The organism is Leisingera sp. CC-HEC096, from assembly GCF_059429235.1.
The window spans coordinates 3,341,836-3,364,643 of sequence record NZ_JCAIJS010000001.1 but is presented as its reverse complement, the minus strand read 5'-3'; the positions used below and the strand labels follow the sequence as shown (position 1 = coordinate 3,364,643).

Here is a 22,808-nt window from a genome sequence, read left to right as displayed (position 1 = left end):
CTCTGCCAGCAAAGATATGGTCCTGGCATGAGACACCTGCTGCTGACCGGCGCGCTTTGCGCTGCTGCCACGCCCGCCCTTGCGGACGAACCAGTTATCGGGAACGCCGCCGCCCGCCACTCCGGCGGCGGCTGGACCTTCAGCGTCACCCTCTCCCACCCTGACACCGGATGGGAGCACTACGCCGACGGCTGGCGGGTGCTGGACATGGAAGGCAATGAGCTGGGCTTGCGCGTGCTGGCGCATCCGCATGAGCTGGAACAGCCCTTTACACGGTCCTTAAGCGGCGTGCAGGTGCCGGACGGCACAAATCAGGTGCGGATTCAGGCCCGCTGCCTGACGGATGGCTGGGGCGAAGAAACATACGTCCTCACCCTGCCCTGACTTTCATCTTTCCAAAAATACTCGCGCCGCAGGCATGCGCCGCAAGGCGCATTCACACCCGGTGATACGGGCTGCCCGCCAGAATGGTTGCAGCGCGGTAGATCTGCTCGGCCAGCATCACCCGCACCAGCATGTGCGGCCAGACCATCTTGCCGAAAGAGATCGAGAAATCGGCCTCAGCCCGCAGGCTGGGATCAATCCCGTCCGCGCCGCCGATGATCAGCGCCAGATCCTGGCGGCCACTGTCGCGCCAGCCGGCCAGCTTGTCCGCGAAATCCGGGGAGGAGATCACCTTGCCGCGCTCATCCAGGGTGCAGATCACCGCGCCCTTGGGCAGCGCTTTGCGCAAGAGTGCGGCCTCAGCCGCCATGCCTGCGTTCTTCTTGTCCTCGATCTCCACCACCCGCGCAGGCCCCAGGCCGAGCGCGCGGCCGGTCCGGTCGAACCGGGTGAGGTAGTCGTCGATGAGGGATTTTTCCGGGCCAGCCCGCAAACGGCCGGCCGCACAGATATGCAGACGCATGACAGTCCTGAAAATACCGGGCCTGAAAATACCCGGCCTGATAATACCGGGCCTGAAGCAATCCGGCCCGCACCCAGGCGCGGGCCTGCATCAAATCAGCCGTTGGCTCAGCTCTCGGCGGCGGAGTCTGCCGCGGTGGCTGCGGGCATCCACATCTTCTCGAGCTGGTAGAACTCGCGCACTTCCGGGCGGAAGATATGGACAATCACATCACCGGTGTCGATCAGAACCCAGTCGCCTGTATCCTTGCCTTCGACCTTGCAGCTGATCCGGAACTCCTGTTTGAGCCGGTCCATCAGTTTTTCCGACATTGCCGCGACCTGGCGGGTGGAGCGGCCGGAGGCCATCACCATATAATCGCCAATCGACGTTTTGCCGCGCAGGTCGATCTGCACAACATCTTCGGCCTTATCATCGCTGAGTGAGGAGAGAATCCGCTCCAGCAGCTGTTCGCTGGTGGGCTGGGACTGGGCGGCCATCACGGCTGCCCCATTAACAGCGGCATCTGCCGCTTGAGGTACGGGTGACAGGACATGGTCCTCCTTACAACGCGCCGTCAAGCCCCGGCGCCGGGCCTGTTAATAATGTAGCAACCAGTGGGTAAACTTTCAATGAAAGCCCCTCTCCACGATGCAAGCCATGTGCTTTATCCGTCATCTTCGCCGGGTGCAACCCTGACCGGCAGCGGGTCGTTCAGCATCCGCACCTCGCGCTGCGGGAAGGGGATGGAGATGCCCTGGGCCTGGAACGCGTCCCACAGCGCCAGAAAGACGTTGCCGCGGATATTGGTCAGCCCGCCGGTGGGGTCGTCGATCCAGAACCGCAGCACGTAATCAACGCTGCTGTCGCCGAAACCGGTGATGTGGCAGACCGGTTTCTTGCTGCCGTACTGCAGGACACGGCTGACGCCGGAGGCCGCCTCAATCGCGATCTTGCGGACCTTGTGGGGGTCATCGTCATAGGCGGTCCCGAAGTTCAGATCCAGGCGGACGAACTTGTCCGAATGCGACCAGTTCACAACCTGGGTGGTGATCAGGTCCTCGTTCGGGATCAGGTATTCGCGCCCGTCGCGGGTGACGACGGAGACATAGCGCGCGCCCAGCGCGTTGATCCAGCCGAAGGTATTGCCCAAAGAGATCACGTCGCCCGGCTTGATCGACTTGTCGAGCAGGATGATCAGACCGGACACAAGGTTCGACACCACCTTCTGCAGGCCAAAGCCGAGGCCCACGCCGATGGCGCCCGACAGCAACGCCAGGCCGGTCAGGTCGATACCGATGGCCCTCAGCCCGATAAAGAAGGCACCGCCGAACAGCAGGATCTGCGCCAGCTTGGCTGCCAGCACCTGCATTGACGGGGAAATCTCGGAGTTGGCACGGATCCGGTTTGCGGCAACCTGCGAAATCACCCGTGCCAGCGTGAGCATCACCCCGAGGATTACAGCCGCCTGAACCACCAGAAACAGCGAGATTCTGAGGTCGCCGAAATCAATCGCGATGCTGTCCAGCAGCGCTGTGGCCTCCTGTGTGATCCCCAGGATGCGCAGGGTGATCCAGGTCCAGGCGCCGTATTTCACCAGGTTTCGCAGCAGCGGGTTGCCGACCAGGCGGGTGGCGAAGGAGACGATCAGCCAGGCCAGCGACAGGTTGGCAATCACTGCCAGCAGGCGCGAGCGGCTGGGCCAGGTGGCCTCTTGCATGATCAGGACAACCGTCCAGATCAGCACCACGAACAGAACCCCGCGGATCCGCTTGTGCACCACCAGCCCCAAACGCATCCGCCAGCGCGGCCAGCCCTCGCGCCCGCGCAGCCAATTGTGAAATGCCTGGGCCACTGGCCGGGCAATCAGGGTCGCCAGCACGAAGAGCGCTGCCGCGATCCCCACCTGATAGGCGTTCCAGGGCCTCAGCAGCAGCTCAATGCCGCCGGCGGCGAATTCCCACAGCTGCTGGCCGAGCTCAATCGCTTCCGCGGCGCTTTCCGCCAGTGCGTCCTTGGGTTGGGTCTGCTCCTCCGGCTCCATCACGCCCCCTTTTTGAAGCAGTCTGCCGTCCGGACGGGATTTGATCAAGAACAGACGCTGGACGGAAAGCCGACGTAGTGACCGGGTTATCTCCCAGCTTCGGGCCTGGAAGCCGCGCAGCAGAGAACGAATCTTGATTGCCGGCCCGTGCGGATGTATCTGACAGCCATGACCCTCGTATTGGCCCAAAAGATCGAACTGCAAGACCGCGCCCGCCTGCGCGAGCGGTTCTTTGGCGCCGCCCGCACGGTCCTGGCGCGCCTATAAGGTGCTTGCCCAGCCCAAAGCCAGCATACCCAATACATCACGGGAGAGGACCCATGTCCCCCAAGACACTCTATGACAAGATCTGGGATGCGCATGTTGCGCATGAAGCAGAGGACGGCACCTGCCTGCTCTATATCGACCGCCACCTGGTCCACGAAGTGACCAGCCCGCAGGCGTTTGAAGGCCTGCGCATGGCCGGCCGCAAGGTGCACGCGCCTGAAAAGACCATCGCTGTGCCGGACCACAACGTGCCGACCACGCTGGACCGTGCCAAAGGCATCGAGAACGAGGAAAGCCGCATCCAGGTGGAGGCGCTCGACAAGAACGCCAAGGAATTCGGGGTGCATTACTACCCGGTGGATGACGTCCGCCAGGGCATCGTGCACATCGTCGGCCCGGAACAGGGCTGGACCTTGCCCGGCATGACCGTGGTCTGCGGCGACAGCCACACCGCCACCCACGGCGCCTTTGGCGCGCTGGCGCATGGCATCGGCACCTCCGAGGTGGAGCATGTGCTGGCCACCCAGACGCTGATCCAGAAGAAGTCCAAGAACATGAAGGTGGAGATCACCGGCAAGCTGAAGCCGGGTGTGACCGCCAAGGATATCACTCTGGCCGTGATCGGCGAGACCGGCACCGCCGGCGGCACCGGCTATGTCATCGAATACTGCGGCGAAGCGATCCGCGACCTGTCGATGGAAGGCCGCATGACCGTCTGCAACATGGCAATCGAAGGCGGCGCCCGCGCTGGCCTGATCGCGCCGGACGAGACCACCTTTGAATACGTCAAAGGCCGCCCGCACGCCCCGAAAGGCGCCCAGTGGGAAGCCGCGCTGAACTGGTGGAAGACCCTGTACACCGACGAAGGCGCGCATTTCGACAAGGTGATCACCCTGAAAGGTGAGGACATCCAGCCGGTCGTGACCTGGGGCACCTCGCCCGAGGACGTGCTGCCGATCACCGGCGTTGTGCCGAACCCCGAGGACTTCACCGGCGGCAAGGTCGAGGCGGCGCGCCGCTCGATCGAGTACATGGGGCTGACCCCCGGCCAGAAGCTGACCGACATCGAAATCGACACCGTGTTCATCGGCTCCTGCACCAACGGCCGTATCGAAGACCTGCGCGCCGTCGCAGAGGTCGTGAAAGGCAAGAAGATCAAGGACGGCATGCGCGCCATGATCGTTCCCGGCTCCGGCCTGGTACGGGCGCAGGCCGAGGAAGAAGGCCTGGCCGAGATATTTGAGTCCGCCGGTTTCGAGTGGCGCCTTGCGGGCTGCTCCATGTGCCTGGCGATGAACCCCGACCAGCTGGCCCCGGGCGAGCGTTGCGCCGCAACCTCGAACCGGAACTTCGAAGGCCGCCAGGGCTATAAGGGCCGCACCCACCTGGTGTCGCCTGCCATGGCTGCCGCCGCTGCCCTGACCGGCAAGCTGACCGACGTGCGCGAGCTGATGTAAGGAGCCAGAAGCATGGAAAAGTTCACAAAGATCCAAGGCGTTGCCGCACCGATGCCGCTGGTCAACATCGACACCGACATGATCATCCCGAAGGTGTTCCTGAAGTCCATTCAGCGCACCGGTTTCGGCAAGAACCTGTTCGACGAGATGCGTTACAACCGCGACGGCACCGAGATCGAGGATTTCGTGCTGAACAAGCCGCAGTACCGCAACGCCGAGATCCTGGTGGCGGGTGACAACTTCGGCTGCGGCTCCTCGCGCGAGCACGCGCCCTGGGCGATTGCCGATTTCGGCATCAAGTGCATCGTTTCGACCTCGTTCGCGGACATCTTCTACAACAACAGCTTCAAGAACGGCATCCTGCCGATCGTGCTGCCGCAGGAGCAGGTTGATATCCTGATGGCCGACGCGGAGAAGGGCGAAAACGCCCGCATGACCGTCGATCTGGAAGCACAGGAGATCACCACCTCGGACGGCGAAGTCATCAAGTTCGACGTTGATCCCTTCAAGAAGCACTGCCTGCTGAACGGACTGGACGATATCGGCCTGACCCTGGAAAAAGCCGGCTCGATCAAGACCTTCGAGACCAAGGCCGCGCAGGAGCGCCCCTGGGTCTGATCCCGGCTGAATCAGCCGAAGCTTTCCAGAGCCGCCCGCCCGGGCGGCTCTTTCTTTTGCGGCTTCAAGAGAATCGCACTGTGCCTATTCAGTGTTTCAGCAGCGCATTATCGGGCGCGGCTTCGTTGTGCGCGCTCTCTCCGCCACCACAGCATCTGGTAGAACGCCCTAAAAACGTGTCTTTTTCGCCCCCACGATGATGCAATACCGCACCACTCTCGCAGTCAATGTGCCCCTTTCCCTGCTGCCGGGCCTTGAGCGGAATACCGCCTGCCGGCAACAGTAAATCAAAAATGAGGCAGAGCACCCCGGGCTGTCCCGGGGGGCTTCAATTCCGGAACCAGGGACAAAAACACCCGGTCCGGCTTGAAGGGATACGGAGACGTGTTAGCACGAATAACAGGCGCGGCTTTCCGCGGCTTGCTGGTGGCTATGCTGTTTGCAATGCCGACGCTGATCCTGCCAGCAGCCTCTACCGATTCGCCGGAGGTCGTCCTGTTCATTGCCCTTCTGGGCTCTGCCCTGGCTTTCACCGAGTATTACACCCATTTCCCCAGCTTCATCGAGTTCCGCAATGCACCGCCAATCAACCGGATGCGTTTTGGCGCCTGCGCCGCCTCGCTCGGCGCGCTAAGCCTGCTGGCGGCCCATCCGCTGGCCCCGACCGGGCTGACAGCGCTGGTGCAGCGGCTGGGCTCCTGGCTGGGCGGACAGCTGGATTTTGCCTACTCTCCGGTGCAGCTGACGGTGCTGATGATGCCGCCGCAGGTGCCGGAGGCAACGGTGCTGATGGTGCGCGATGCCGCCGGGCTGGCCGGCACGGTCGCAGCCTTGGCAATCGCCGTTTTTGCGCTGGTGATCCGGGTGGGCCATTGGCCGGTCGGCAGCGGCGCATTCAACGTCTGGATCAACCTGCCCCTGTTCGATCCGACAGCCGGCGGCGATGTGGTGCAGCGGCTGCAGCGGGACGGGCGGATCAATATCGTCGGCGGCGTGCTGCTGCCCTTTGCCCTTCCTGCCGTGGTCAAGATGATGTCGGGCCTGGTGGATCCGGGAATGCTGGCGGCACCGCATATGCTGATCTGGGTGATCAGCGCCTGGGCGCTGGTGCCGGCCTCGATGATCATGCGCGGCATGGCGATGCTGCGCATTTCCGGCCTGATTGCACAAAAGCGCCGCGCCGCCTGCAGCAACGCAGATGAGGCGATGCAGACCGCATGAGGCGGCTGGCGGCGGGTCTACTTCTGATCCTTGCCGCCGGGACGGGCCGGGCAGAAACGCTCCGCATCGCTACTTTCAACACTGAGCTGTCGCGCGACGGGCCGGGATTGCTGCTGCGCGATATAGAGCGCGGCGAAGACCCGCAAGTTACTGCCGTCGTGGACGTCATAACCGCCGTGCAACCGGATGTTCTGGCGCTGCAGGGAATTGACTGGGACTATGAAGGCCGGGCGCTCGCGGCCTTGGCCGGACAGCTTGCGGACCAGGGCCTGAGCTACCCGCACCGTGTCCACTTGCAGCCCAATGCAGGACTGCCGCCCCCTGCCCCGCTGGATCTGGATGGCGATGGCAGGACCGGCGGGCCGCGCGACAACCAGGGCTATGGCCGGTTCCGCGGCCAGGGCGGGATTGCCCTGCTGTCGCGGCTGCCGGTCGGCCGTGAAGGGATCCGCGACTTCGCGGCCTTGTCGTGGCACGACCTGCCGGAACCGCTGCTGCCGCAATACCCGGACGGCCGCCCCTTCCCCTCAGCTGAGGCGCAAGCGGTGCAGCGGCTGTCTTCCGCAGCGCATTGGCTGGTGCCTGTGGAGCTACCGGATGGCGGCTGGCTTAATGTGATGACCTTTCATGCCACCCCGCCGGTCTTTGACGGGCCGGAAGACCGCAACGGGCGGCGCAACCACGACGAAATCCGCATGTGGCAGCTGCTGCTGGACGGTCAGCTTGGGCCGGTGCCCGAAGCTCCCTTTGTCATTGCCGGCGACGCCAATCTTGACCCTGAGCAAGGCGAGGGCCGCAAACAGGCTATCCGCCGCCTTCTGGCAGACCCGCGCCTGCAGGATCCGCAGCCGCAAAGCGCCAAGGGCGGAACCGCCACGGTGGATTGGCAGGGCGTCGGACAGATGCGGGTCGACTACGTGCTGCCCTCGGCCGGGCTGGCTGTCACCGGCAGCGGCGTTGCCTGGCCGGACAGCCCGGAGGATGCGTCAGCCATCGCCAGCCGCCACCGCCTGGTGTGGGTGGATTTGTTGCTGGACTGACCCGGCCGGCCTTCCCTTCATTGCGCGGGCAAATCCTCATCAGACCCCTTTATTTCCAAGGGCCGTTATTGACCCTGCCCGGCTGTCCCGCTACGCCCATGCCAGCTGTTTTTTTGGAGGATCCCCATGCCCAACCCATCGATTCTGATTCTGCCCGGCGACGGGATCGGCCCCGAAGTCATGACCGAGGTGCGCAAGATCATCACCTGGTTCGGCGACAAGCGCGGCCTGCAGTTCGATGTAAGCGAGGATCTGGTCGGCGGCGCGGCCTATGACAAGCACGGCAAACCGCTGGCGGATGAGACCATGGCCAAGGCGCAGGACGTCGACGCGGTGCTGCTCGGCGCTGTTGGCGGCCCGGCCTATGACGACCTGGACTTCTCCGTGAAGCCCGAGCGCGGCCTGCTGCGCCTGCGCAAAGAGATGGACCTCTATTCCAACTTGCGCCCGGCACAGTGCTTTGACGCGCTGGCGGATTTCTCCTCGCTGAAGAAAGACATCGTCGCGGGCCTCGACATCATGATCGTCCGCGAGCTGACCTCCGGCGTCTACTTCGGCGAGCCGCGCGGCATCTTCGAAGAGGGCAACGAGCGCGTTGGCATCAACACCCAGCGCTATACTGAGTCCGAGATCGAACGCGCCGCCCGTTCCGCCTTCGAGCTGGCAATGCGCCGCAACAAAAAGGTCTGCTCAATGGAGAAGGCCAACGTGATGGAATCCGGCATCCTGTGGCGCGAGGTGGTGACCCGCGTGGCGGCCGATTACCCGGAAGTCGAGCTGTCGCACATGTACGCCGACAACGGCGCGATGCAGCTGGTGCGCGCGCCCAAGCAGTTCGACGTGATCCTGACCGACAACCTGTTCGGCGACATCCTGTCCGACTGTGCGGCGATGCTGACCGGCAGCTTGGGCATGCTGCCCTCCGCATCGCTCGGCGCGCCGATGGAAAACGGCCGCCCCAAGGCGCTCTATGAGCCCGTGCACGGCTCTGCACCGGACATCGCGGGCCAAGGCAAGGCCAACCCGATCGCCTGCATCCTGAGCTTTGCCATGGCGCTGCGCTACAGCTTCGATCAGGGCGCCGAAGCCGACCGGCTGGAAGCCGCAGTCGAGAAGGTGCTGGCCGACGGCGTGCGCACTGCCGACCTGCTGGCCAGCGAAGGTGTGGAGCCGGTTTCCACCAGCCAGATGGGCGACGCTGTTGTTGCCGCGCTGGACGCAAGCCTCTGATTTTCTGAGCATTCTCCGGAACCCTCAAAGCCCCGCCCGGTTGTCCGCGCGGGGCTTTTTCATGGCCGCCTGCACCTCGCCGCAAGCCGCTAAAAAGAATTCTCAAAAACCGCATCTTTCTGTGGAATCGCCCTTGTCAAACCCCGCGCCCTGGGCTATTTCGCCCCCCACGGTCGGAGTGTAGCTCAGCCTGGTAGAGCACTGTCTTCGGGAGGCAGGGGTCGGAGGTTCGAATCCTCTCACTCCGACCAATAAAACAAGGCGCCTCAGGGCGTCTTTTTTATTGGCCGGGACCGTACTTTTTGGGCAGACGTCTAACCGGCTTGGCGAACAAGCGACGCTCAGGCGGCCTTCGTCGCAGTGCGTTTCAGCTGCTTCCAGAGCACATCCAGTGTCTGCTTGGTGCTGCGGGGATCGCGGTAGAGGCGGATTTCCAGATCGGTGGCGAGACGCTCATCCACCACCGCGAACCGTCCCTGCTTGATCTCCTCCCGGCACAGGCTCAGCGGCAGCCAGCCCATGCCGAACCCCTCCTGGATCATCGCCTTGACGCTGTTGGCCAGCGCGTTCTGGTTCACGACAAAGACCTTCTGCGTCGGCAAAAGCTGCGTCAGGGCGAACTCCTGCACCGACCGCAGGGCGGACACTGCGCCATAGGACAGCAGCGGCACCGCGTCCTTGCTGCCCGCCGCAAAACCGAACTCCGGCGCCCCGTCCGGGGTGCTGCGGGAGACCGGCACATAGCGGTCCGTTGACAGTGTCAGGTATTCGAAATTGGCAACCTCCAGCGGGCCGAGGAAATCCATCGACGGATGCCAGTAGGTCAGGATCACGTCGCAATAGCCCTGCTGCAGCGCGCTGACGAATTGGTCAGCGGCCCAGGAGGTGGAGTTGAGGTCGGTATCCACCCCGCCTTCGCTCGCCAAGGGCGCAATCAGGGTCTTGTAGTGCGTCATATAAAGCGACTGCGAGGCGGCAAAGCGGATCACATTCTCGCCCGCCGCGTCGATGGTCTGGCAGCGCTCGATGGTTTCCTCGTAGGTGCGCAGCATGATGCGGGACTGGGACAGGAACACCTCCCCCGCCGGCGTCAGGGTCAGCGGCAGTGTCTCGCGGTTGATCAGCCGCACCCCGATCTCATTCTCCAGCGCCCGGATACGGCGGGAGAAAGCAGGCTGGCTGACATTACGCTCTTCGGCCGCGCGCGAGAAATTCTTGCACGCGACCAATGCCTCAAAATCCTTGAGCCAGATAATGTCCAACTAGCGTCCCGTCCTAGCCGGCGGCCACCGCATCCAGCCTGTCTTCCTCGACAGCGTGGCAGGCAACAAGGCTGCCATCGGGCTGGTGAATGGCTTTGGGCTTTTCACTCTTGCATCGTGCATCCGCAAAGGCGCAGCGGCTTTGGAACGGGCAGCCTGTCGGCAGGTTGATCGGCGTCGGGATCTCGCCCTTGAGGCGGATGTGGTTCGGCCGGTCGTCCTTCAGCTGCGGCACCGCGGACAGCAAGGCCCGAGTATAAGGGTGTTTCGGGTTGGAGAACAATGTCGCGGTGTCCGCAACTTCGCAGACCGACCCGAGGTAAAGAACCGCGACGCGGGTGCCGAAATGCTCCACAACACTCAGATCGTGCGTGATGAACAGATAGGTGAGACCGCGGCTTTCCTTGGCCTCCAGCATCAGGTTCAGCACCTGCGCCTGGATCGACACGTCCAGCGCGCTGATCGGCTCGTCCGCGATGATGAATTCAGGATCCACCGTCAGGGCGCGGGCAATGGCGATCCGCTGGCGCTGGCCGCCGGAGAATTCATGCGGGTAGCGCTTCGCCCAGCTGGGGTCGACACCCACCGACAGCATCACCTCGGTCACCTTGTCCCGCACCTCCGCCGCCGAGGCACCGGGGTTGTGGTGGCGCACGGGTTCTTCCAACGCCTGCCGGATGGTCATGCGCGGGTTGAGCGAGGCATAGGGGTTCTGGAAGATCATCTGGATCTTCTTGCGCAAGGGCTGCATACCGCCGCGCGACAGATCGTCGATACGCTGCCCGTCATAGTGAATCTCCCCCGCAGTGGGGGTCAGCAGGCCCGCAACCAGGCGCGCGACGGTGGACTTGCCGCAGCCCGACTCGCCCACCACGCACAGCGCTTCGCCGCGGCCGACGTTCAGCGAGATGTTGTTCACCGCGTGGACCGAGCGGGTTTCCCGCACGATCTTGCCCTTCCTGAACTTGAGGGTCTCCAAGAACCCATGATCGAGATCGAACCGCTTTTCCAGGTTCTTGATCTCCAGCAGCGGGCGGTCAGTGTTTACGTCCTTCATGCCCGTGCCTCCTGACGGTCTTCATCGCTGTGCAGGCGCTGTACTTCGTGGCAGGCCACCGCAACCTCGCCGTATTGCACGACTTCCGGAACCCGGCTGCGGCACAGGTCGGTGGCGTATTTGCAGCGCGGATTGAAGGCGCAGCCCTGGGGGATGCTGGCCAGTCCCGGCATGTTACCGGGGATCTGCTTCAACCGCTGGCCTGGCACCGTCTGCTGCGGCAGCGCGTTGATCAGACCTTGGGTATAGGGGTGCTGCGGATCATTGATGATTTCCCGGGTGCGCCCTGCTTCGATGATGCGGCCCGCATACATCACAAGCGTGCGCTCGGTCATCTGGCTGACCACGCCCAGATCGTGGGTGATCAGGATCAGCCCCACTTGATTGGACTGGCACAGCTCCAGCATCAGCTCCATGATGTCGGCCTGAATGGTCACGTCCAGCGCCGTCGTGGGTTCGTCCGCGATGATCAGCTGCGGGTCCAAGAGCAGTGCAATCGCAATGATGATCCGCTGGCGCATACCGCCCGACAGCTCGTGCGGGTATTGCTCCAGCCGCTCTTCCGGCGACGGGATATAGACTTCGCGCAGCTTGACGATGGCGATCTGGCGCGCTTCCTCGCGGCTCAGTTTGCGGTGCGCCATCAGCGTCTCGATCATCTGCTGGCCGATGGTCAGCACCGGATTCAGCGTCACCATCGGATCCTGGAAGATCATCGCCATCCGGTTGCCGCGCAGGTTGCGCAAGCGCTTGTCGTTCATTTGAACGACATCCTCGCCGTCAAACAGGATCTGGCCGCTGTCGATGTAGCCAGGGCGGCTCAGCAGGTTCATCAGCGAGAAGCCGGTGATCGACTTGCCGGCGCCGCTTTCGCCGACGATGCCCAGACGCTCGCCCTTGGCCAGGTCGAAAGAAATGCCGTCGAGGGCGGTAACCGTCTGGTCGCGCATGGCGAATTTCACGGTGAGGTCGCGAACGGAAAGAAGGCTCATCGCGTTACCCCTTGTAGAGTTTCGGGTTCAGGACGTCGCGCATCCAGTCGCCCAGCAGGTTGATGACAAGGACCAGCACCACCAGCACCACGCCCGGAATGGCGGTGATCCACCAGCTGCCGGAAAAGATGTAGTCGAAGCCGGAAGAGATCAGCGAGCCCAGCGACGGCTGGCTCGGCGGCATGCCCAGCCCCAGGAAGCTGAGCGAGGCCTCCGAGATGATCGCGTTGGCGACCTGCACGGTGGAGATCACGAAGATCGGCGACAGCGAGTTCGGCAGGATGTGCCGCACCATGATGCGCATCGGGCCAAAGCCCAGCACCCGGGCGCTGTCGACATATTCCTTTTTCTTCTCGGCCAGCACGGTGGCGCGCACGGTACGGGCGTATTGCGGCCATTCCGCCACCCCGATCACCGCAATCAGAAAGACAACGGCATAGCGGTTAAAGGTGTCAGAGCCGAACATCGCCTGCGTGACCGCCAGGAAAATGATCGCCACCATCAGGGTCGAGAACGACAGCTGGATATCGGCCAGCCGCATCAGCAGGCTGTCCAGGCGGCCGCCGACATAGCCGGCCAGCAGCCCGATCGAGATGCCCAGGAACGCCTGCAGTGCAACCGCGCAGATGCCGATCAGCAGCGACAGGCGGGTGCCGTACAGGATGGTGGACCACAGGTCGCGGCCCTGGTCGTCGGTGCCCAGCATGAATTCCGGCAGCGCGCCGTCGATCCAGACCGGCGGGTATTCCGAGTTCATGATATCAATGGACCCCGGATCATAGGGATCATAGGGCGCGATCACCGGCGCCAGGAAAGACGCAGCCGCAATCAGCAGGAAGACGATCATGCTGACCACCGCCACCGGATTGCGGCGGAAGCTGTAGCCCATGTTGGAATTCCAGGCCTTGGACCAGCGCGAAGGTTCGGATTTCGGATTCAGCGTTTCGGTGCTCATGCGCCCATCCTCGCAATATTCACGGTCGGGTTCACCAGGCCATAGATCAGGTCGACGATGGTGTTGGTGACCACAAAGATGAAGCCGACGACGATCAGGTAAGCCACGATCAACGGGGTATCGACGCGGTTCACCGCCTCAAGGAACATGAAGCCCATGCCCGGCCACTGGAACACCGTCTCGGTCAGGATGGTGTAGGCCACCATGGTGCCGATCTGCACGCCGCCCACTGTGATCACCGGCAGCAGAGTGTTCTTCAGCGCGTGGACAAAGTAGATGCGCCACGGGTTGATGCCCTTGGCCTTGGCGTATTTCACGTATTCCGACTGCAGCACTTCCATCATCTCGGCCCGGATCAGGCGGACGAACAGCGGCAGCATGATCGACGCCAGCGCAAAGGAGGGCAGAATGATGTGCATCCAGCCGTCGGCGGTGGCAAAGTTGGTCTCCCAGTAGCCCCAGACATGCACGGTGTCGCCGCGCCCGTAGGAGGGGAACCAGCCGTATTCCACCGAAAACACAAAGATCATCAGGATGGCGGTCAGGAACACCGGGATCGAGATTCCGACAATCGACAGGCCCATAATGATGCGGCTCAGGATACTGTCGGGCTTGATCGCGGTATAGACGCCCAGCGGCACCGAGAAGCCGACGATGATCAGCGTCGCGCCGAACACCAGCTCCAGCGTCGCGGGCAGTTTCTTCAGGATCACGTCCAGTGCCGGCTCCTTGAAGAAATAAGAGGTGCCCAGGTCGCCCTGCAGGGCATTGCCCGCAAACCGCAGGTACTGGGTCACGAAGCTGTCGTTCAGCCCCAGCTCATCGCGCAGCTGCTGGCGCACTTCTTCTGAGACCGACTGGCCGACCAGCTCGCGCAGCGGGTCGCCCAGGTTGCCCTGGATGGCAAAAGCAATCAGCGAGATGACGAACATCACCGCAATCGCCTGAATCACTCGCTTTGCGAGATAGGCAAACATCTTCCTGACCTTTGTAGAGTTCGGTTACAGCACAGGACGCAGGTCCCAAGGGTTCCGCAGCGCCTGCAATCGCGGCCTTGGCAGCCGCTTGTTATGGGGGTGTCCCGGGCCGGCCGGGGGAGACCGGCCCGGGTCTGTTCAGTGGCTTAGCTGCCGGTCTCGACAACCAGGTCACCGAAGTAGGGGAAGTTCAGCGCGTTCACGATCTCTGCCGCGTTCATGCCGGACTTGGCGCCCCATGCCAGGTTCTGCCAGTGCAGCGGGATAAAGGCGGCCTCTTCGTACAGGATGCCTTCCAGCTTCTGCAGCAGCTCCGCACGCTTGTCCGGATCGGTTTCCGCGTTGGCCTGGTTCATCAGCTTGTCGGCTTCTTCGTTGCAGTAGTTGCCGGAGTTGTACTGGCCGTTGCCGGTTGCTTCGTCCGGGCAGGCGGTCAGGAACTGATGGAAGTTGGCGGAATCTTCAGTATCCGCGTGCCAGCCGATCATCATCATGTCTGCTGCGCGCTCGTCGAACGCCGGCCAGTACTGCGCCTTGGGCATGGTCTGCAGGTCAACCTTGATGTTGATCTTGGACAGCATCGAAGCCACCGCCTGGGCGATCTTGTCGTCGTTCACATAGCGGTTGTTCGGCGCCATCATGGTGATCGAGAAACCATCGGCATAGCCTGCTTCAGCCATCAGCGCCTTGGCTTTCTCCACGTCGAAACGCGGTGTCAGCGCCTCGTCATAGCCGAGGTAGCCTGCCGGGCTGGCCTGTGCGCCAACGGTGCCGAAGCCGCGCATGATGCGGTCAACGATGCCTGCGTTGTTCACGGCATAGTCGATCGCCTGACGGACGCGCGCGTCCTTGAACGCTTCGACGCGGTCCTGGTTCATTTGGAAGGTGATGATCCGGGTGCCGGGCATGGTGATCAGGTCAACGCCCTCAGCCTCTTCCACGCGCTTCAGATCGGTCGGCGGAACCGGCGCGATGAAGTCCACGTCGCCGGACAGCAGCGCTGCAACGCGGGTCGGGTCTTCCTTGATCGGGGTCAGCACGATCTTGTCGACATTGCCGCCGCTTTCGCTGTCCCAGTAATCGGCATAGCGGTCGAACACGACGCGCACGCCCTGCTCACGCTCGGACACGATGAACGGGCCGGTGCCGGAGACATTGCGGGAGGCAAAGCTGTCGCCGTGCTTGACCACTTCGGCCTTGTCCTTGCCGTCAGCGGTGGTGCCGGAATAGAAGGCGCTGTCCATCGGGAAGATGTAGGTCGCGGTGTGCAGGACCAGCGGATAGGGCTCCGAGGTCTTGAGGTCGAAGGTCATGTCGTCAACGACTTCGACATCGGTGAAGGGAGCGAAGATGCCCTTGAAATCGTCACTCTGCTTGAGACGGTCGAAGGTCCAGTCGACGTCCTTGGCGGTCAGCGGGTTGCCGCTGTGGAAGGTCACGCCGCTGCGCAGTTTGAAACGCATGGTGGTGCCGTCGATCTGCTCCCAGCTTTCGGCCAGGCGCGGCTCGAACTGCAGGTCCTGGGTCCAGCGCACCAGCGGGTCAAAGACCATGTGCGACAGCTGCAGCGTGCCGCCGGACAGCTGCTCGTGCGGGTCCAGCGAGACCGGGTCAGCGTCATAGGCAACGCGCACGGTGGTTTCGGCATAGGCAACCGGTGCCATCGCCACCACCGCAGCAGCCGCCAGGCTTCTGACAAATTTCGTCATTAGGCATACTCCCCTGTGATTATGGCGCAAACGCTAACCTGCGGCGCGGGCGCTGTGAAATGCCGATATCGCATAGGGTATGCAGGAGTCACATCAGGGCTATGCGCTCAGGGAATAGCCGCACCTTTGCAACGACTTACCTGCGGCGGGCCAGCCGCCGGACAGCGCAGCTTCCGCGGCGCGCCCCGTTGGCACAAGTCTTTGACGCGGGCAAAACCGCCGCAGGCCGGGGTACGGCAGGCCATCACCAGACCTGCCGTTCTGAGCATCAAGGTTAGCCGCAGCCTGCCGGGAACGCGGCGCAAAGCGCGGCAGCCTTGGTCTTGCAGCGCCCCACGGCGGCCTGTGCATCCCCGGCCGCTTCCGCGTCCACCAGGTCCGCGATCATGTGCCCCAGCGCCTCGAACTCGGCTTCCTTCATGCCGCGCGTGGTGGCAGCCCCGGAGCCCAGCCGCAGGCCAACCCATTCCGGCGGCCGCGGGCTGTCGTTCGGGATGGCGTTCTTATTGGCGGTGATGCCGGCCTGTTCCAGAACCGCCTCCGCCCGCTTGCCGGTGATCCCTTTGGGGCTGAGGTCCACCAGCACCAGATGGGTATCGGTCCCGCCAGAGACGATCCGCAGCCCGCGCGTTTGCAGCACCGCCGCCAGCGTGGCTGCGTTCGCCTTCACCTGCCGTGCGTAGGCTTTGAACTCATCCGTCAGTGCCTCGCCCAGGCACACCGCCTTGGCCGCCAGTACCTGGCTGTGGATCGAGCCCTGGACGCCCGGAAACACCGCAGATTGCAGCTTGTGAAACCAGTCCTGGTTGTTGGTCAGGATCAGCCCGCCGCGCGGGCCGCGCAGGGTCTTGGTCGTGGTGCAGGTCACGATGTCCGCATGGGGAAAGGGCGACGGGTGCCCGCCCGCGGCCACCAGTCCCGCGATATGCGCCATATCGACGTGTAGCCAGGCACCGGCCTTCTTGGCGATTGTCCCCATGCGCTCGAAATCGATCACCCGCGGGTAGGCCGAACCGCCGGCGATGATCAGCCGCGGGCGGAGCTGTTCGGCCTGTTTCTCAAGCGCGTCATAGTCGATGACCTCGCTCTCCGCATCGACGCCATAGTGATGCGGCTCGAACCAGCGGCCCGACAGGTTCGCCCTCAGCCCGTGGCTCAGATGGCCGCCTGCAGCGAGATCCAGCGACAGCACCTTGTCGCCTGGCTTCAGAAGCAGGAAGAACACCGCCAGATTGGCCTGGCTGCCGGAATGCGGCTGCACATTGGCGTAGCCGCAATTGAACAGTTGTTTGGCGCGCTCGATGGCGGCCTCTTCCACCACATCGACAAAACGCCCGCCGCCGTGAAAGCGGTTGCCGGGGTAGCCTTCCAGCGTCTTGTTTGTCATTTCGTGGCCCAGCGCGTCCAGCACTGCCCGGCTGACGATGTTCTCCGACGCGATCAGCTCGATCTGGTCCTGCTGGCGCGCTTTCTCGCCAGCCAGCGCTTCGGCCACCAGCGGGTCCGCAACGGTGACGGTTCGGGTGAAATGCTGCAGCATCGTGGCTCCTCCGCATCTGCTGTTCAACTGGCTTCAGAATGCGGGGCCGGCCCTGTTCACAGCAAATCAGTATTGCTATTATTTTCGCGTAGAAAAACTAAGGCTCAAACGCATGGCCATTGCCCCGCTCCGCCCCAAGGGCCCGCATCTGAACGCGCTGCGCGCGTTTGAGGCCGCCGCCCGGCTGGGCAGCTTCACCGCCGCCGCTGAGGAATTGTCGGTGACACCGGGCGCAGTCACCCAGCACATCAAGTCTTTGGAAGAATGGGCCGGGGCACCGCTGTTCCGCCGCCATGCCCGCGGCGTGGCGCTGACACCGCTGGCGGAGGAGCTGGCGCCCGGCTTCACGCGGGCGTTCGACCAGCTTGGGCTGGCGGTGCAGGCGCTGCGGACCAAAGCAGCGCCGGGCAAGGTCAAGGTTGCCGCCCTCCCCTCCATCGCCCAGCTCTGGCTGCCGCCGCGGCTGCGGCAGCTGCGCAAGTCAGCGCCTGAAATCTCGGTTTCTGTGGTGGCGATGGAAGCCCCGCCGAACCTGGCGCGCGAACCTTTTGATCTGACCCTGTTCTACAGCTCAGCCCCGTTGGGCGATGACGAAATCGAAGTCTGCAATGACCGGATCTTTCCGGTCTGTGCGCCGGAGATTGCCGCCCGGCTCACGTCGCTTTCGGACTTGAACCATGAGACTCTTCTGCATGACGGCGCCTGGGCCAACGACTGGGATATGTGGCTGAATGCCCAGCCCGGCGGCGGCTCAATCAGCCGGACCGGTGTTGTGCATTCCCTGTTCTCGGTCGCGCTCGAAGAAGCCCGCCACGGCGGCGGCGTTCTGATCGCCCACGAGGCGCTGGTGCAGCCGCTGCTTGCCAGCGGCGAACTGGCGCGCCCGTTCCCTGCAACCCTTGAACTGGAGGCTAGGATCGTCGCCCGGTTCACACCGGCGTTCGCCCGCTCGCCAGCGTATGAACCGCTGCGCCAGGTCCTGTTCGAAGGCTCCGGCGGCTCCTGAATGCTTATTTCTGCGATTCCGGCCTGTTCTCGCTCAGGAACCAGTGAAAATACTGCTCAATCGGAAAACGCCCAAGCTGCCGTGGCGCGGTCCGGACTGCCGCCTCCAGACGCCAGCGATCATCACCGCTGCCGCCACCAGCGCAGCGGCGAAGATGGCCAGCGCAGGCAATAGCCCCAGCATGTCCGCCAAGGCTCCGCTGGCGATGACCGGCAGCGAGAACCCGCAATAGGCGTAGACGAAAAGGCCCGCCGTGGCGCGGGCGCGGTCCTCCGGCGCGCGCGCCGGCACCTCTGCCAGGGACGCCAGGTAGGTGAACCCGTAGCTTGCCGCGCTCGTGGTGCAGGTTCCGGCCAGCACAAGGATAAGCGCCTGAAGCCACACCCCCGCCAGCAGCACCAGGAACCCAAGCGGCACCAGGAGAAATCCGGCGCCAAGCGCCTGGCTGTTGGTCATGCGCCGGGCAATGGGCTGGCACAGGAAACCCGCGAAAATCGCCAGGAAGATCACCAGCCCGGTCCAGCCTCCCAGCCCATGCGCCGCCAGTTGCAGCGGCACCACTGCAATGGTCATGCCGGTCGCGGACCACGCCAGCGCCATTGCGGCCCCATAGACCCAGGTGCCGGACGGAAACACCGGCAAGCGCAGCACAGTGACCGTTTGCCTCCGGTCCGCCAGCGGCAGCGCGAAAATCAGCGCGGCCAGGACCGGCGCGGCGGCCAGCAGGACGGCATAGCTGACCGGGACAAGCACCGCCCCTTGAACCGCCAGGCTGACACCGGTGGCAAGCGCGCCGCCGCCAAAGCCCAGTGACGTGGCCGAGGTTACTATCAGAGCTGCAGTCCGGGCCCGGTCTGTGCCAAGGATCTCTGTCATCCAGGCGGTCCCGGCGGTCGTCGCCAGAGCTGTCCCTGCGCCCAGCAGGAACCGTGCGGCAATCAGGCTGCTCCAGCCCGGGGCCACGACCAGCAGCGCGGTGGCTGTAAATCCGAAAAGCAGCGCCAGCGCCACGGGAACACGGCGCCCGATCCGGTCCGACAGCCCGCCAAGCAGCAGCAAGGCCGGCATCAGCCCTGCAACGTATGCCGCAAACGCAACCGTCACCGCCGTCGCTCCGAACGCTCTGCCGGCCGCGTAGACCTCGTACAGCGGGGCCTGAAGATTGACGGCAAAGGTCACCGTGAACAGGCACAGGGCCAGTAAGGGCGCGGAGAGGACACGGGGCATGGAACAAACCTCAAGGTTGACTTGAGACCGGGATGCCACGAGGCTCAACCCATGACAATTTTTCTATTGTACTAATGACAGCGATCCGATGAGCAAATCCAGGTACACGCAGCTTGCCGACCTGCTTTCCAAAGCTATCCGGGAAGGCAAACTGGCGCCCGGCTCCAGGCTGCCGACGCACCGGGCCTTTGCCGAGGCATCCGGTGTCGCCCTGGCCACCGCGACGCGCGTCTACAAGGAGCTTGAGCACAGGGGGCTGGTCACCGGCGAGGCGGGACGCGGGACCTTTGTGCGGGACCCCGGCCTGCCAATGACGCTTGGCGTTCACCAGACCGCGGCCGAAGGCGTCACAGACCTCGTGTTCAACATGCCGGGGGAGGCTGCCGACGCCGCCATGCTGCGCACCGGGCTGCGGCGTCTGGCAGCGGCGGGTGATCTGGAAGCGATGCTGCGCTACCAGCCCCACGGCGGACGGATGCATGAGCGGCGCATCATTGCCGGACATTTCTCCCCGCTTCACGGCCCAATCAGCCCGGAACAGCTGCTGGTCACGTCAGGCAGCCAGCACGGCCTGGCCGCCGTCTGCCTGGGTTTGTTCGGGCACGGCGATGCCATTGCCGCCGATGCCCTCACCTACCCCGGTTTCAAATCCGCCGCAGCCCTTCGCAGCCTTGAGCTGGTGCCGGTCAGCGCGCCGCAGGGTGTCATGGACCCGGAGGACCTGGACAGGCAATGCGGCCTGCGCAGGATCCGCGCAGTCTATCTGATGCCGACGGTCCAAAGCCCGCTTGGGGCGGTCATGGATGAGCCAACCCGCCACCGCCTGCTCGCCGTTGCCCAGCGCCATGATCTCCTCATTATCGAAGATGCCGCCTATGCGTTTCTGGAGCCTGACCCGCCGCCAAGCTTTCTGGCGCTTGCACCGGACAGGACCGTGTACATCGGCGGGTTTTCCAAGAACCTCGCGACGGGGCTGCGGCTGGGGTATGTGATCGCGCCGCCTGCGCATACCGCACCGCTGCTGGAGGTGATACGCGCCACGACCTGGAACGCCCCGGCGCTGATTTCCGCACTGGTGACCGGCTGGATCGAAGATGGCACGCTGAAGCAGTCCGAAGAAAACCGCAGGCGCGACGGGGAAGAGCGCCAAGCCATTTGCCGGCGCGTCTTTGCAGACCTGCCCATTGTTTCGCACCGCAACGCGGGCTTTGCCTGGCTGCCGCTTGAAAAAGGCGTGCGCGCCCAGCCCATCGTGACACGGCTGAAGGAGCAGCAAATCTCCGTCTCCGGAGCCGAACCGTTTGCAACCGCCGCAGCGGCTCCCCAGGCCTTGCGGCTGGCCTTCGGCGGCGTGTCCAAGTCTGACCTGGAAGCCATACTGCAAACGGTGCGGGAGGCGGTGCGCACCCAAGCCCCGGCTGGCTGACGGCCGCCGCCTGCCATCTTGGCCAAGGTGACTTACGTTAAGCACGCGCCGGTCCTGCGGGCCTCTCCAATCCGAAAACCTTGCTTTGAATGGCCCGCAATGGCAGCATAAAGAACGGAACGCGCGTGGACAGCGAAACCGGATTCGCACGTCACAGGGACGGCCGCGCCTCTGCCTTGTTTCAGGTTAACGATAGCGGGCGCAGCCCCGGCGGCGCCGGGAGTGCATGGTTATGACCCCGTTTTCACGTGTCTACTACTTCGGCGACAGTCTGACCGACGAAGGCAATGCAGTGGACCTTCTGGCCTCGGTGATCGAGCCGGTCATCCTGGCCGGTCTGATCCTTGATTTTGGCGGTTTCCCGTCGCCGGAGGAGCTGGACGCCCTGCGCGCCCAGGCCAAGATCGAGGCCAGGCAAACTGTGATCGGCAGCTATGACGAAATCGGCCCCGAAGGCGCCGTGACCAATGCGCTGACCCATGCCAGCTATGCCGCCGCTCTGGGCGGGTTTGAGGCTGTGAATTACGCCTTCGCAACGGCCACGGCATTGGGTGACGGTTTCCTTGCAGACATGATAGACCTCGAAGCCCAGATATCGGATTTCGCGGAAGATACCTCCGGCGGCGTGCCGGCGGATTCGGCGGCGTTCCTCTTGATCGGGGGAAATGATTTCATCAGCCTGCTGGGCACGGTCCAGGATCAGCAGATCACCACCCCGGCCGAATTCCTGGCCTTGGCGACGCCGGTGATGGAAGGCCTGATCGCACAGATAACCGCCGCGGCAAACACCCTCAGCGCCACGGGAGTCGGGACAGTGTTCCTGGCTACCCAGCCGCGGGCAGGTTTTTACCCGGAATTCGACACGCTCTCCCCTCTGTACACCGGCTTTGCCGATCTCCTCATCGACACCTACAATGGCATGATTGCCGCCAGTATTTCCGATCTGCGCGATGCCGGGACCGACGCCCGGGCGGTTGACCTCTTTGCGGTCTCGGAGGCCCTTACCGAGGACCCGGCAGGCTTCGGGATTCTTGCGGAGCGGACGGATTTCCTGATCGACGGCAGCGCCTTTGACAGCGATCAGGTTCTGGCGTGGGACGGGATCCACCCGGCTGAGACCGCGCATCAGCTCTGGGGCGCCTACAGCGAATTTGTCATGGGCGGCGGCAGGACCGCGCTGCTGGACGGCGGCGCAACAGACAAGGGGTGGGGAGCCAAGGCCAACGCAATCTTTGCGCTCGGCGGTGATGACACCATCAAGGCCGGCGGCGGCAGCGATGCCGTGATCGGCGGCACCGGAAACGATGTCATCCAGGGCAACAGGGGCAGCGACGTTCTTCTTGGCGGCAGCGGCGACGACACCGTGAAAGGCAACCGCGACGACGACATCATCAGCGGCGGAGACGGCAATGACGAGCTGCGCGGCGGTGCAGGCGACGACGTGATCGCGGACGGAAGGGGAAACGATTTGGCCTTTGGCGGCAGGGGCGACGACACCTTCGTTTTCACCGAAACCGCACTGGCCGGCGGCGGCCCTTCGGCCGGCACTTTCCGGGGCGGATCGGGGTCGGACACGCTCTACCTTGTGCTGGAGGAAGCAAACTATGCAGCCTTCGCGTCCGGTGATACGGACGGTGTTCTGGCCAGCCTCGGCATCGCCGTTTTCGGTGTCGAGTTCATCCGCGCCATTGACGGCCGCGGCAGCATGGCTGCGGAGCTTGGCGGTTTTGACTGGTTCGCGGCGGCCGATAGCTGGGGAGCGGTCTCAGCCCCGCTGCCGGATGACGCGCTGCTGGTTTGACTGCGCATCCGGGGCGGGTTGTCAAGCGGGCGGCGCGGCGTTCGGGCTGTTCCGCTTGCCCGAAACAACGGCCAGGCGGTCAAACGTTCAATC

General features: G+C 63.9%; 21 protein-coding genes and 1 tRNA gene. 11 read left to right on the top strand and 11 right to left on the bottom strand.

Going from position 1 to position 22,808, the window contains the following annotated elements:
* Positions 1-27: 27 nt before the first annotated feature.
* Entirely contained in the window at positions 28-384 is a 357-nt protein-coding gene (locus AC5STI_RS16250) for a hypothetical protein (RefSeq protein WP_495447367.1), read from the top strand.
* Positions 385-436: 52 nt separating this feature from the next.
* On the opposite strand, the gene rlmH is transcribed toward AC5STI_RS16250, so the two are convergent.
* The 3 genes from rlmH to AC5STI_RS16235 form a co-directional block, all read right to left on the bottom strand.
* The gene (gene rlmH / locus AC5STI_RS16245) at positions 437-907 is read right to left on the bottom strand and encodes a 23S rRNA (pseudouridine(1915)-N(3))-methyltransferase RlmH (RefSeq protein WP_421055848.1); all 471 of its coding nucleotides are present in this window, start codon (positions 905-907) and stop codon (positions 437-439) included.
* A gap of 107 nt (positions 908-1,014) precedes the next feature.
* Positions 1,015-1,386: a ribosome silencing factor gene (gene rsfS / locus AC5STI_RS16240; RefSeq protein WP_475049409.1), complete on the bottom strand. Its 372-nt coding sequence runs from the start codon at positions 1,384-1,386 to the stop codon at positions 1,015-1,017.
* 167 nt (positions 1,387-1,553) lie between these two features.
* Positions 1,554-2,930 (bottom strand): mechanosensitive ion channel family protein, encoded by a 1,377-nt coding sequence (locus tag AC5STI_RS16235; protein ID WP_495447776.1) that lies wholly within the window; start codon positions 2,928-2,930, stop codon positions 1,554-1,556.
* A 168-nt stretch (positions 2,931-3,098) separates the two neighbouring features.
* Between AC5STI_RS16235 and AC5STI_RS16230 the strand changes: the two genes are divergently transcribed.
* The 7 genes from AC5STI_RS16230 (at position 3,099) to AC5STI_RS16200 (ending at position 9,014) form a co-directional block, all read left to right on the top strand.
* Complete coding sequence (locus tag AC5STI_RS16230; protein ID WP_226429013.1) at positions 3,099-3,197, top strand: isopropylmalate isomerase; 99 nt, start codon at positions 3,099-3,101, stop codon at positions 3,195-3,197.
* A 53-nt stretch (positions 3,198-3,250) separates the two neighbouring features.
* Positions 3,251-4,654 carry a 3-isopropylmalate dehydratase large subunit gene (gene leuC, locus AC5STI_RS16225; protein WP_475049405.1) on the top strand — a complete coding sequence of 468 codons (1,404 nt, stop codon included), beginning with the start codon at positions 3,251-3,253 and terminating at the stop codon, positions 4,652-4,654.
* A gap of 12 nt (positions 4,655-4,666) precedes the next feature.
* Positions 4,667-5,272 (top strand): 3-isopropylmalate dehydratase small subunit, encoded by a 606-nt coding sequence (gene leuD / locus AC5STI_RS16220; RefSeq protein WP_475049403.1) that lies wholly within the window; start codon positions 4,667-4,669, stop codon positions 5,270-5,272.
* 384 nt (positions 5,273-5,656) lie between these two features.
* Positions 5,657-6,493 carry a hypothetical protein gene (locus AC5STI_RS16215; RefSeq protein WP_495447366.1) on the top strand — a complete coding sequence of 279 codons (837 nt, stop codon included), beginning with the start codon at positions 5,657-5,659 and terminating at the stop codon, positions 6,491-6,493.
* Complete coding sequence (locus AC5STI_RS16210) at positions 6,490-7,533, top strand: endonuclease/exonuclease/phosphatase family protein (RefSeq protein WP_495447365.1); 1,044 nt, start codon at positions 6,490-6,492, stop codon at positions 7,531-7,533. Before AC5STI_RS16215 ends, AC5STI_RS16210 begins: the two co-directional genes overlap by 4 nt.
* A 126-nt stretch (positions 7,534-7,659) precedes the next feature.
* On the top strand, positions 7,660-8,763 hold the full coding sequence (gene leuB / locus AC5STI_RS16205; RefSeq protein WP_260029386.1) for a 3-isopropylmalate dehydrogenase: 1,104 nt from the start codon (positions 7,660-7,662) through the stop codon (positions 8,761-8,763).
* A 174-nt stretch (positions 8,764-8,937) separates the two neighbouring features.
* Positions 8,938-9,014, top strand: a tRNA-Pro gene (locus AC5STI_RS16200).
* Positions 9,015-9,104: 90 nt separating this feature from the next.
* Here the strand turns inward: AC5STI_RS16200 and AC5STI_RS16195 are convergent.
* The 7 genes from AC5STI_RS16195 to AC5STI_RS16165 all read right to left on the bottom strand — a co-directional run bounded on the left by AC5STI_RS16195 (position 9,105) and on the right by AC5STI_RS16165 (position 17,255).
* Positions 9,105-10,025, bottom strand: a complete 921-nt coding sequence (locus AC5STI_RS16195) for a LysR family transcriptional regulator (RefSeq protein WP_475049398.1) — start codon at positions 10,023-10,025, stop codon at positions 9,105-9,107.
* A 13-nt stretch (positions 10,026-10,038) separates the two neighbouring features.
* Positions 10,039-11,082: an ABC transporter ATP-binding protein gene (locus AC5STI_RS16190; RefSeq protein ID WP_495447364.1), complete on the bottom strand. Its 1,044-nt coding sequence runs from the start codon at positions 11,080-11,082 to the stop codon at positions 10,039-10,041.
* Positions 11,079-12,074 carry an ABC transporter ATP-binding protein gene (locus AC5STI_RS16185; protein WP_475049395.1) on the bottom strand — a complete coding sequence of 332 codons (996 nt, stop codon included), beginning with the start codon at positions 12,072-12,074 and terminating at the stop codon, positions 11,079-11,081. Before AC5STI_RS16185 ends, AC5STI_RS16190 begins: the two co-directional genes overlap by 4 nt.
* A 4-nt stretch (positions 12,075-12,078) precedes the next feature.
* Positions 12,079-13,029: an ABC transporter permease gene (locus AC5STI_RS16180; RefSeq protein WP_475049394.1), complete on the bottom strand. Its 951-nt coding sequence runs from the start codon at positions 13,027-13,029 to the stop codon at positions 12,079-12,081.
* Positions 13,026-14,006 carry an ABC transporter permease gene (locus AC5STI_RS16175; RefSeq protein ID WP_475049392.1) on the bottom strand — a complete coding sequence of 327 codons (981 nt, stop codon included), beginning with the start codon at positions 14,004-14,006 and terminating at the stop codon, positions 13,026-13,028. The genes AC5STI_RS16180 and AC5STI_RS16175 overlap by 4 nt, the downstream gene beginning before the upstream one ends.
* 146 nt (positions 14,007-14,152) lie before the next feature.
* Entirely contained in the window at positions 14,153-15,715 is a 1,563-nt protein-coding gene (locus AC5STI_RS16170; protein WP_495447363.1) for an ABC transporter substrate-binding protein, read from the bottom strand.
* A gap of 274 nt (positions 15,716-15,989) precedes the next feature.
* Positions 15,990-17,255 (bottom strand): 2-methylserine hydroxymethyltransferase, encoded by a 1,266-nt coding sequence (locus AC5STI_RS16165; RefSeq protein ID WP_495447362.1) that lies wholly within the window; start codon positions 17,253-17,255, stop codon positions 15,990-15,992.
* Positions 17,256-17,367: 112 nt separating this feature from the next.
* On the opposite strand from AC5STI_RS16165, the gene AC5STI_RS16160 reads away from it, so the two are divergent.
* Positions 17,368-18,261, top strand: coding sequence for a LysR substrate-binding domain-containing protein (locus AC5STI_RS16160; RefSeq protein WP_495447361.1), 894 nt, complete (start codon positions 17,368-17,370; stop codon positions 18,259-18,261).
* A gap of 33 nt (positions 18,262-18,294) precedes the next feature.
* Here AC5STI_RS16160 and AC5STI_RS16155 read toward each other — a convergent pair whose 3' ends face one another.
* The gene (locus AC5STI_RS16155) at positions 18,295-19,488 is read right to left on the bottom strand and encodes an MFS transporter (RefSeq protein ID WP_495447360.1); all 1,194 of its coding nucleotides are present in this window, start codon (positions 19,486-19,488) and stop codon (positions 18,295-18,297) included.
* Positions 19,489-19,576: 88 nt separating this feature from the next.
* On the opposite strand from AC5STI_RS16155, the gene AC5STI_RS16150 reads away from it, so the two are divergent.
* Both AC5STI_RS16150 and AC5STI_RS16145 read left to right on the top strand, forming a co-directional pair.
* Entirely contained in the window at positions 19,577-20,914 is a 1,338-nt protein-coding gene (locus AC5STI_RS16150) for an aminotransferase-like domain-containing protein (protein ID WP_495447359.1), read from the top strand.
* Between the two features lie 232 nt (positions 20,915-21,146).
* Entirely contained in the window at positions 21,147-22,715 is a 1,569-nt protein-coding gene (locus AC5STI_RS16145) for an SGNH/GDSL hydrolase family protein (RefSeq protein ID WP_495447358.1), read from the top strand.
* Positions 22,716-22,808 lie beyond the last annotated feature (93 nt).

Excerpts from the sequence above, each read along its gene's own strand:
- leuC (WP_475049405.1), top strand. The coding sequence starts at position 3,251 with ATGTCCCCCAAGACACTCTATGACAAGATCTGGGATGCGCATGTTGCG.
- rsfS (WP_475049409.1), bottom strand. The coding sequence starts at position 1,386 with ATGGCCGCCCAGTCCCAGCCCACCAGCGAACAGCTGCTGGAGCGGATT.
- AC5STI_RS16145 (WP_495447358.1), top strand. The coding sequence starts at position 21,147 with ATGACCCCGTTTTCACGTGTCTACTACTTCGGCGACAGTCTGACCGAC.
- AC5STI_RS16190 (WP_495447364.1), bottom strand. The coding sequence starts at position 11,082 with ATGAAGGACGTAAACACTGACCGCCCGCTGCTGGAGATCAAGAACCTG.
- AC5STI_RS16180 (WP_475049394.1), bottom strand. The coding sequence starts at position 13,029 with ATGAGCACCGAAACGCTGAATCCGAAATCCGAACCTTCGCGCTGGTCC.
- leuB (WP_260029386.1), top strand. The coding sequence starts at position 7,660 with ATGCCCAACCCATCGATTCTGATTCTGCCCGGCGACGGGATCGGCCCC.
- AC5STI_RS16150 (WP_495447359.1), top strand. The coding sequence starts at position 19,577 with ATGAGCAAATCCAGGTACACGCAGCTTGCCGACCTGCTTTCCAAAGCT.
- AC5STI_RS16230 (WP_226429013.1), top strand. The coding sequence starts at position 3,099 with ATGACCCTCGTATTGGCCCAAAAGATCGAACTGCAAGACCGCGCCCGC.
- AC5STI_RS16235 (WP_495447776.1), bottom strand. The coding sequence starts at position 2,930 with ATGGAGCCGGAGGAGCAGACCCAACCCAAGGACGCACTGGCGGAAAGC.
- rlmH (WP_421055848.1), bottom strand. The coding sequence starts at position 907 with ATGCGTCTGCATATCTGTGCGGCCGGCCGTTTGCGGGCTGGCCCGGAA.
- AC5STI_RS16165 (WP_495447362.1), bottom strand. The coding sequence starts at position 17,255 with ATGCTGCAGCATTTCACCCGAACCGTCACCGTTGCGGACCCGCTGGTG.
- AC5STI_RS16170 (WP_495447363.1), bottom strand. The coding sequence starts at position 15,715 with ATGACGAAATTTGTCAGAAGCCTGGCGGCTGCTGCGGTGGTGGCGATG.
- AC5STI_RS16210 (WP_495447365.1), top strand. The coding sequence starts at position 6,490 with ATGAGGCGGCTGGCGGCGGGTCTACTTCTGATCCTTGCCGCCGGGACG.
- AC5STI_RS16155 (WP_495447360.1), bottom strand. The coding sequence starts at position 19,488 with ATGCCCCGTGTCCTCTCCGCGCCCTTACTGGCCCTGTGCCTGTTCACG.
- AC5STI_RS16160 (WP_495447361.1), top strand. The coding sequence starts at position 17,368 with ATGGCCATTGCCCCGCTCCGCCCCAAGGGCCCGCATCTGAACGCGCTG.
- AC5STI_RS16175 (WP_475049392.1), bottom strand. The coding sequence starts at position 14,006 with ATGTTTGCCTATCTCGCAAAGCGAGTGATTCAGGCGATTGCGGTGATG.
- AC5STI_RS16185 (WP_475049395.1), bottom strand. The coding sequence starts at position 12,074 with ATGAGCCTTCTTTCCGTTCGCGACCTCACCGTGAAATTCGCCATGCGC.
- AC5STI_RS16250 (WP_495447367.1), top strand. The coding sequence starts at position 28 with ATGAGACACCTGCTGCTGACCGGCGCGCTTTGCGCTGCTGCCACGCCC.
- leuD (WP_475049403.1), top strand. The coding sequence starts at position 4,667 with ATGGAAAAGTTCACAAAGATCCAAGGCGTTGCCGCACCGATGCCGCTG.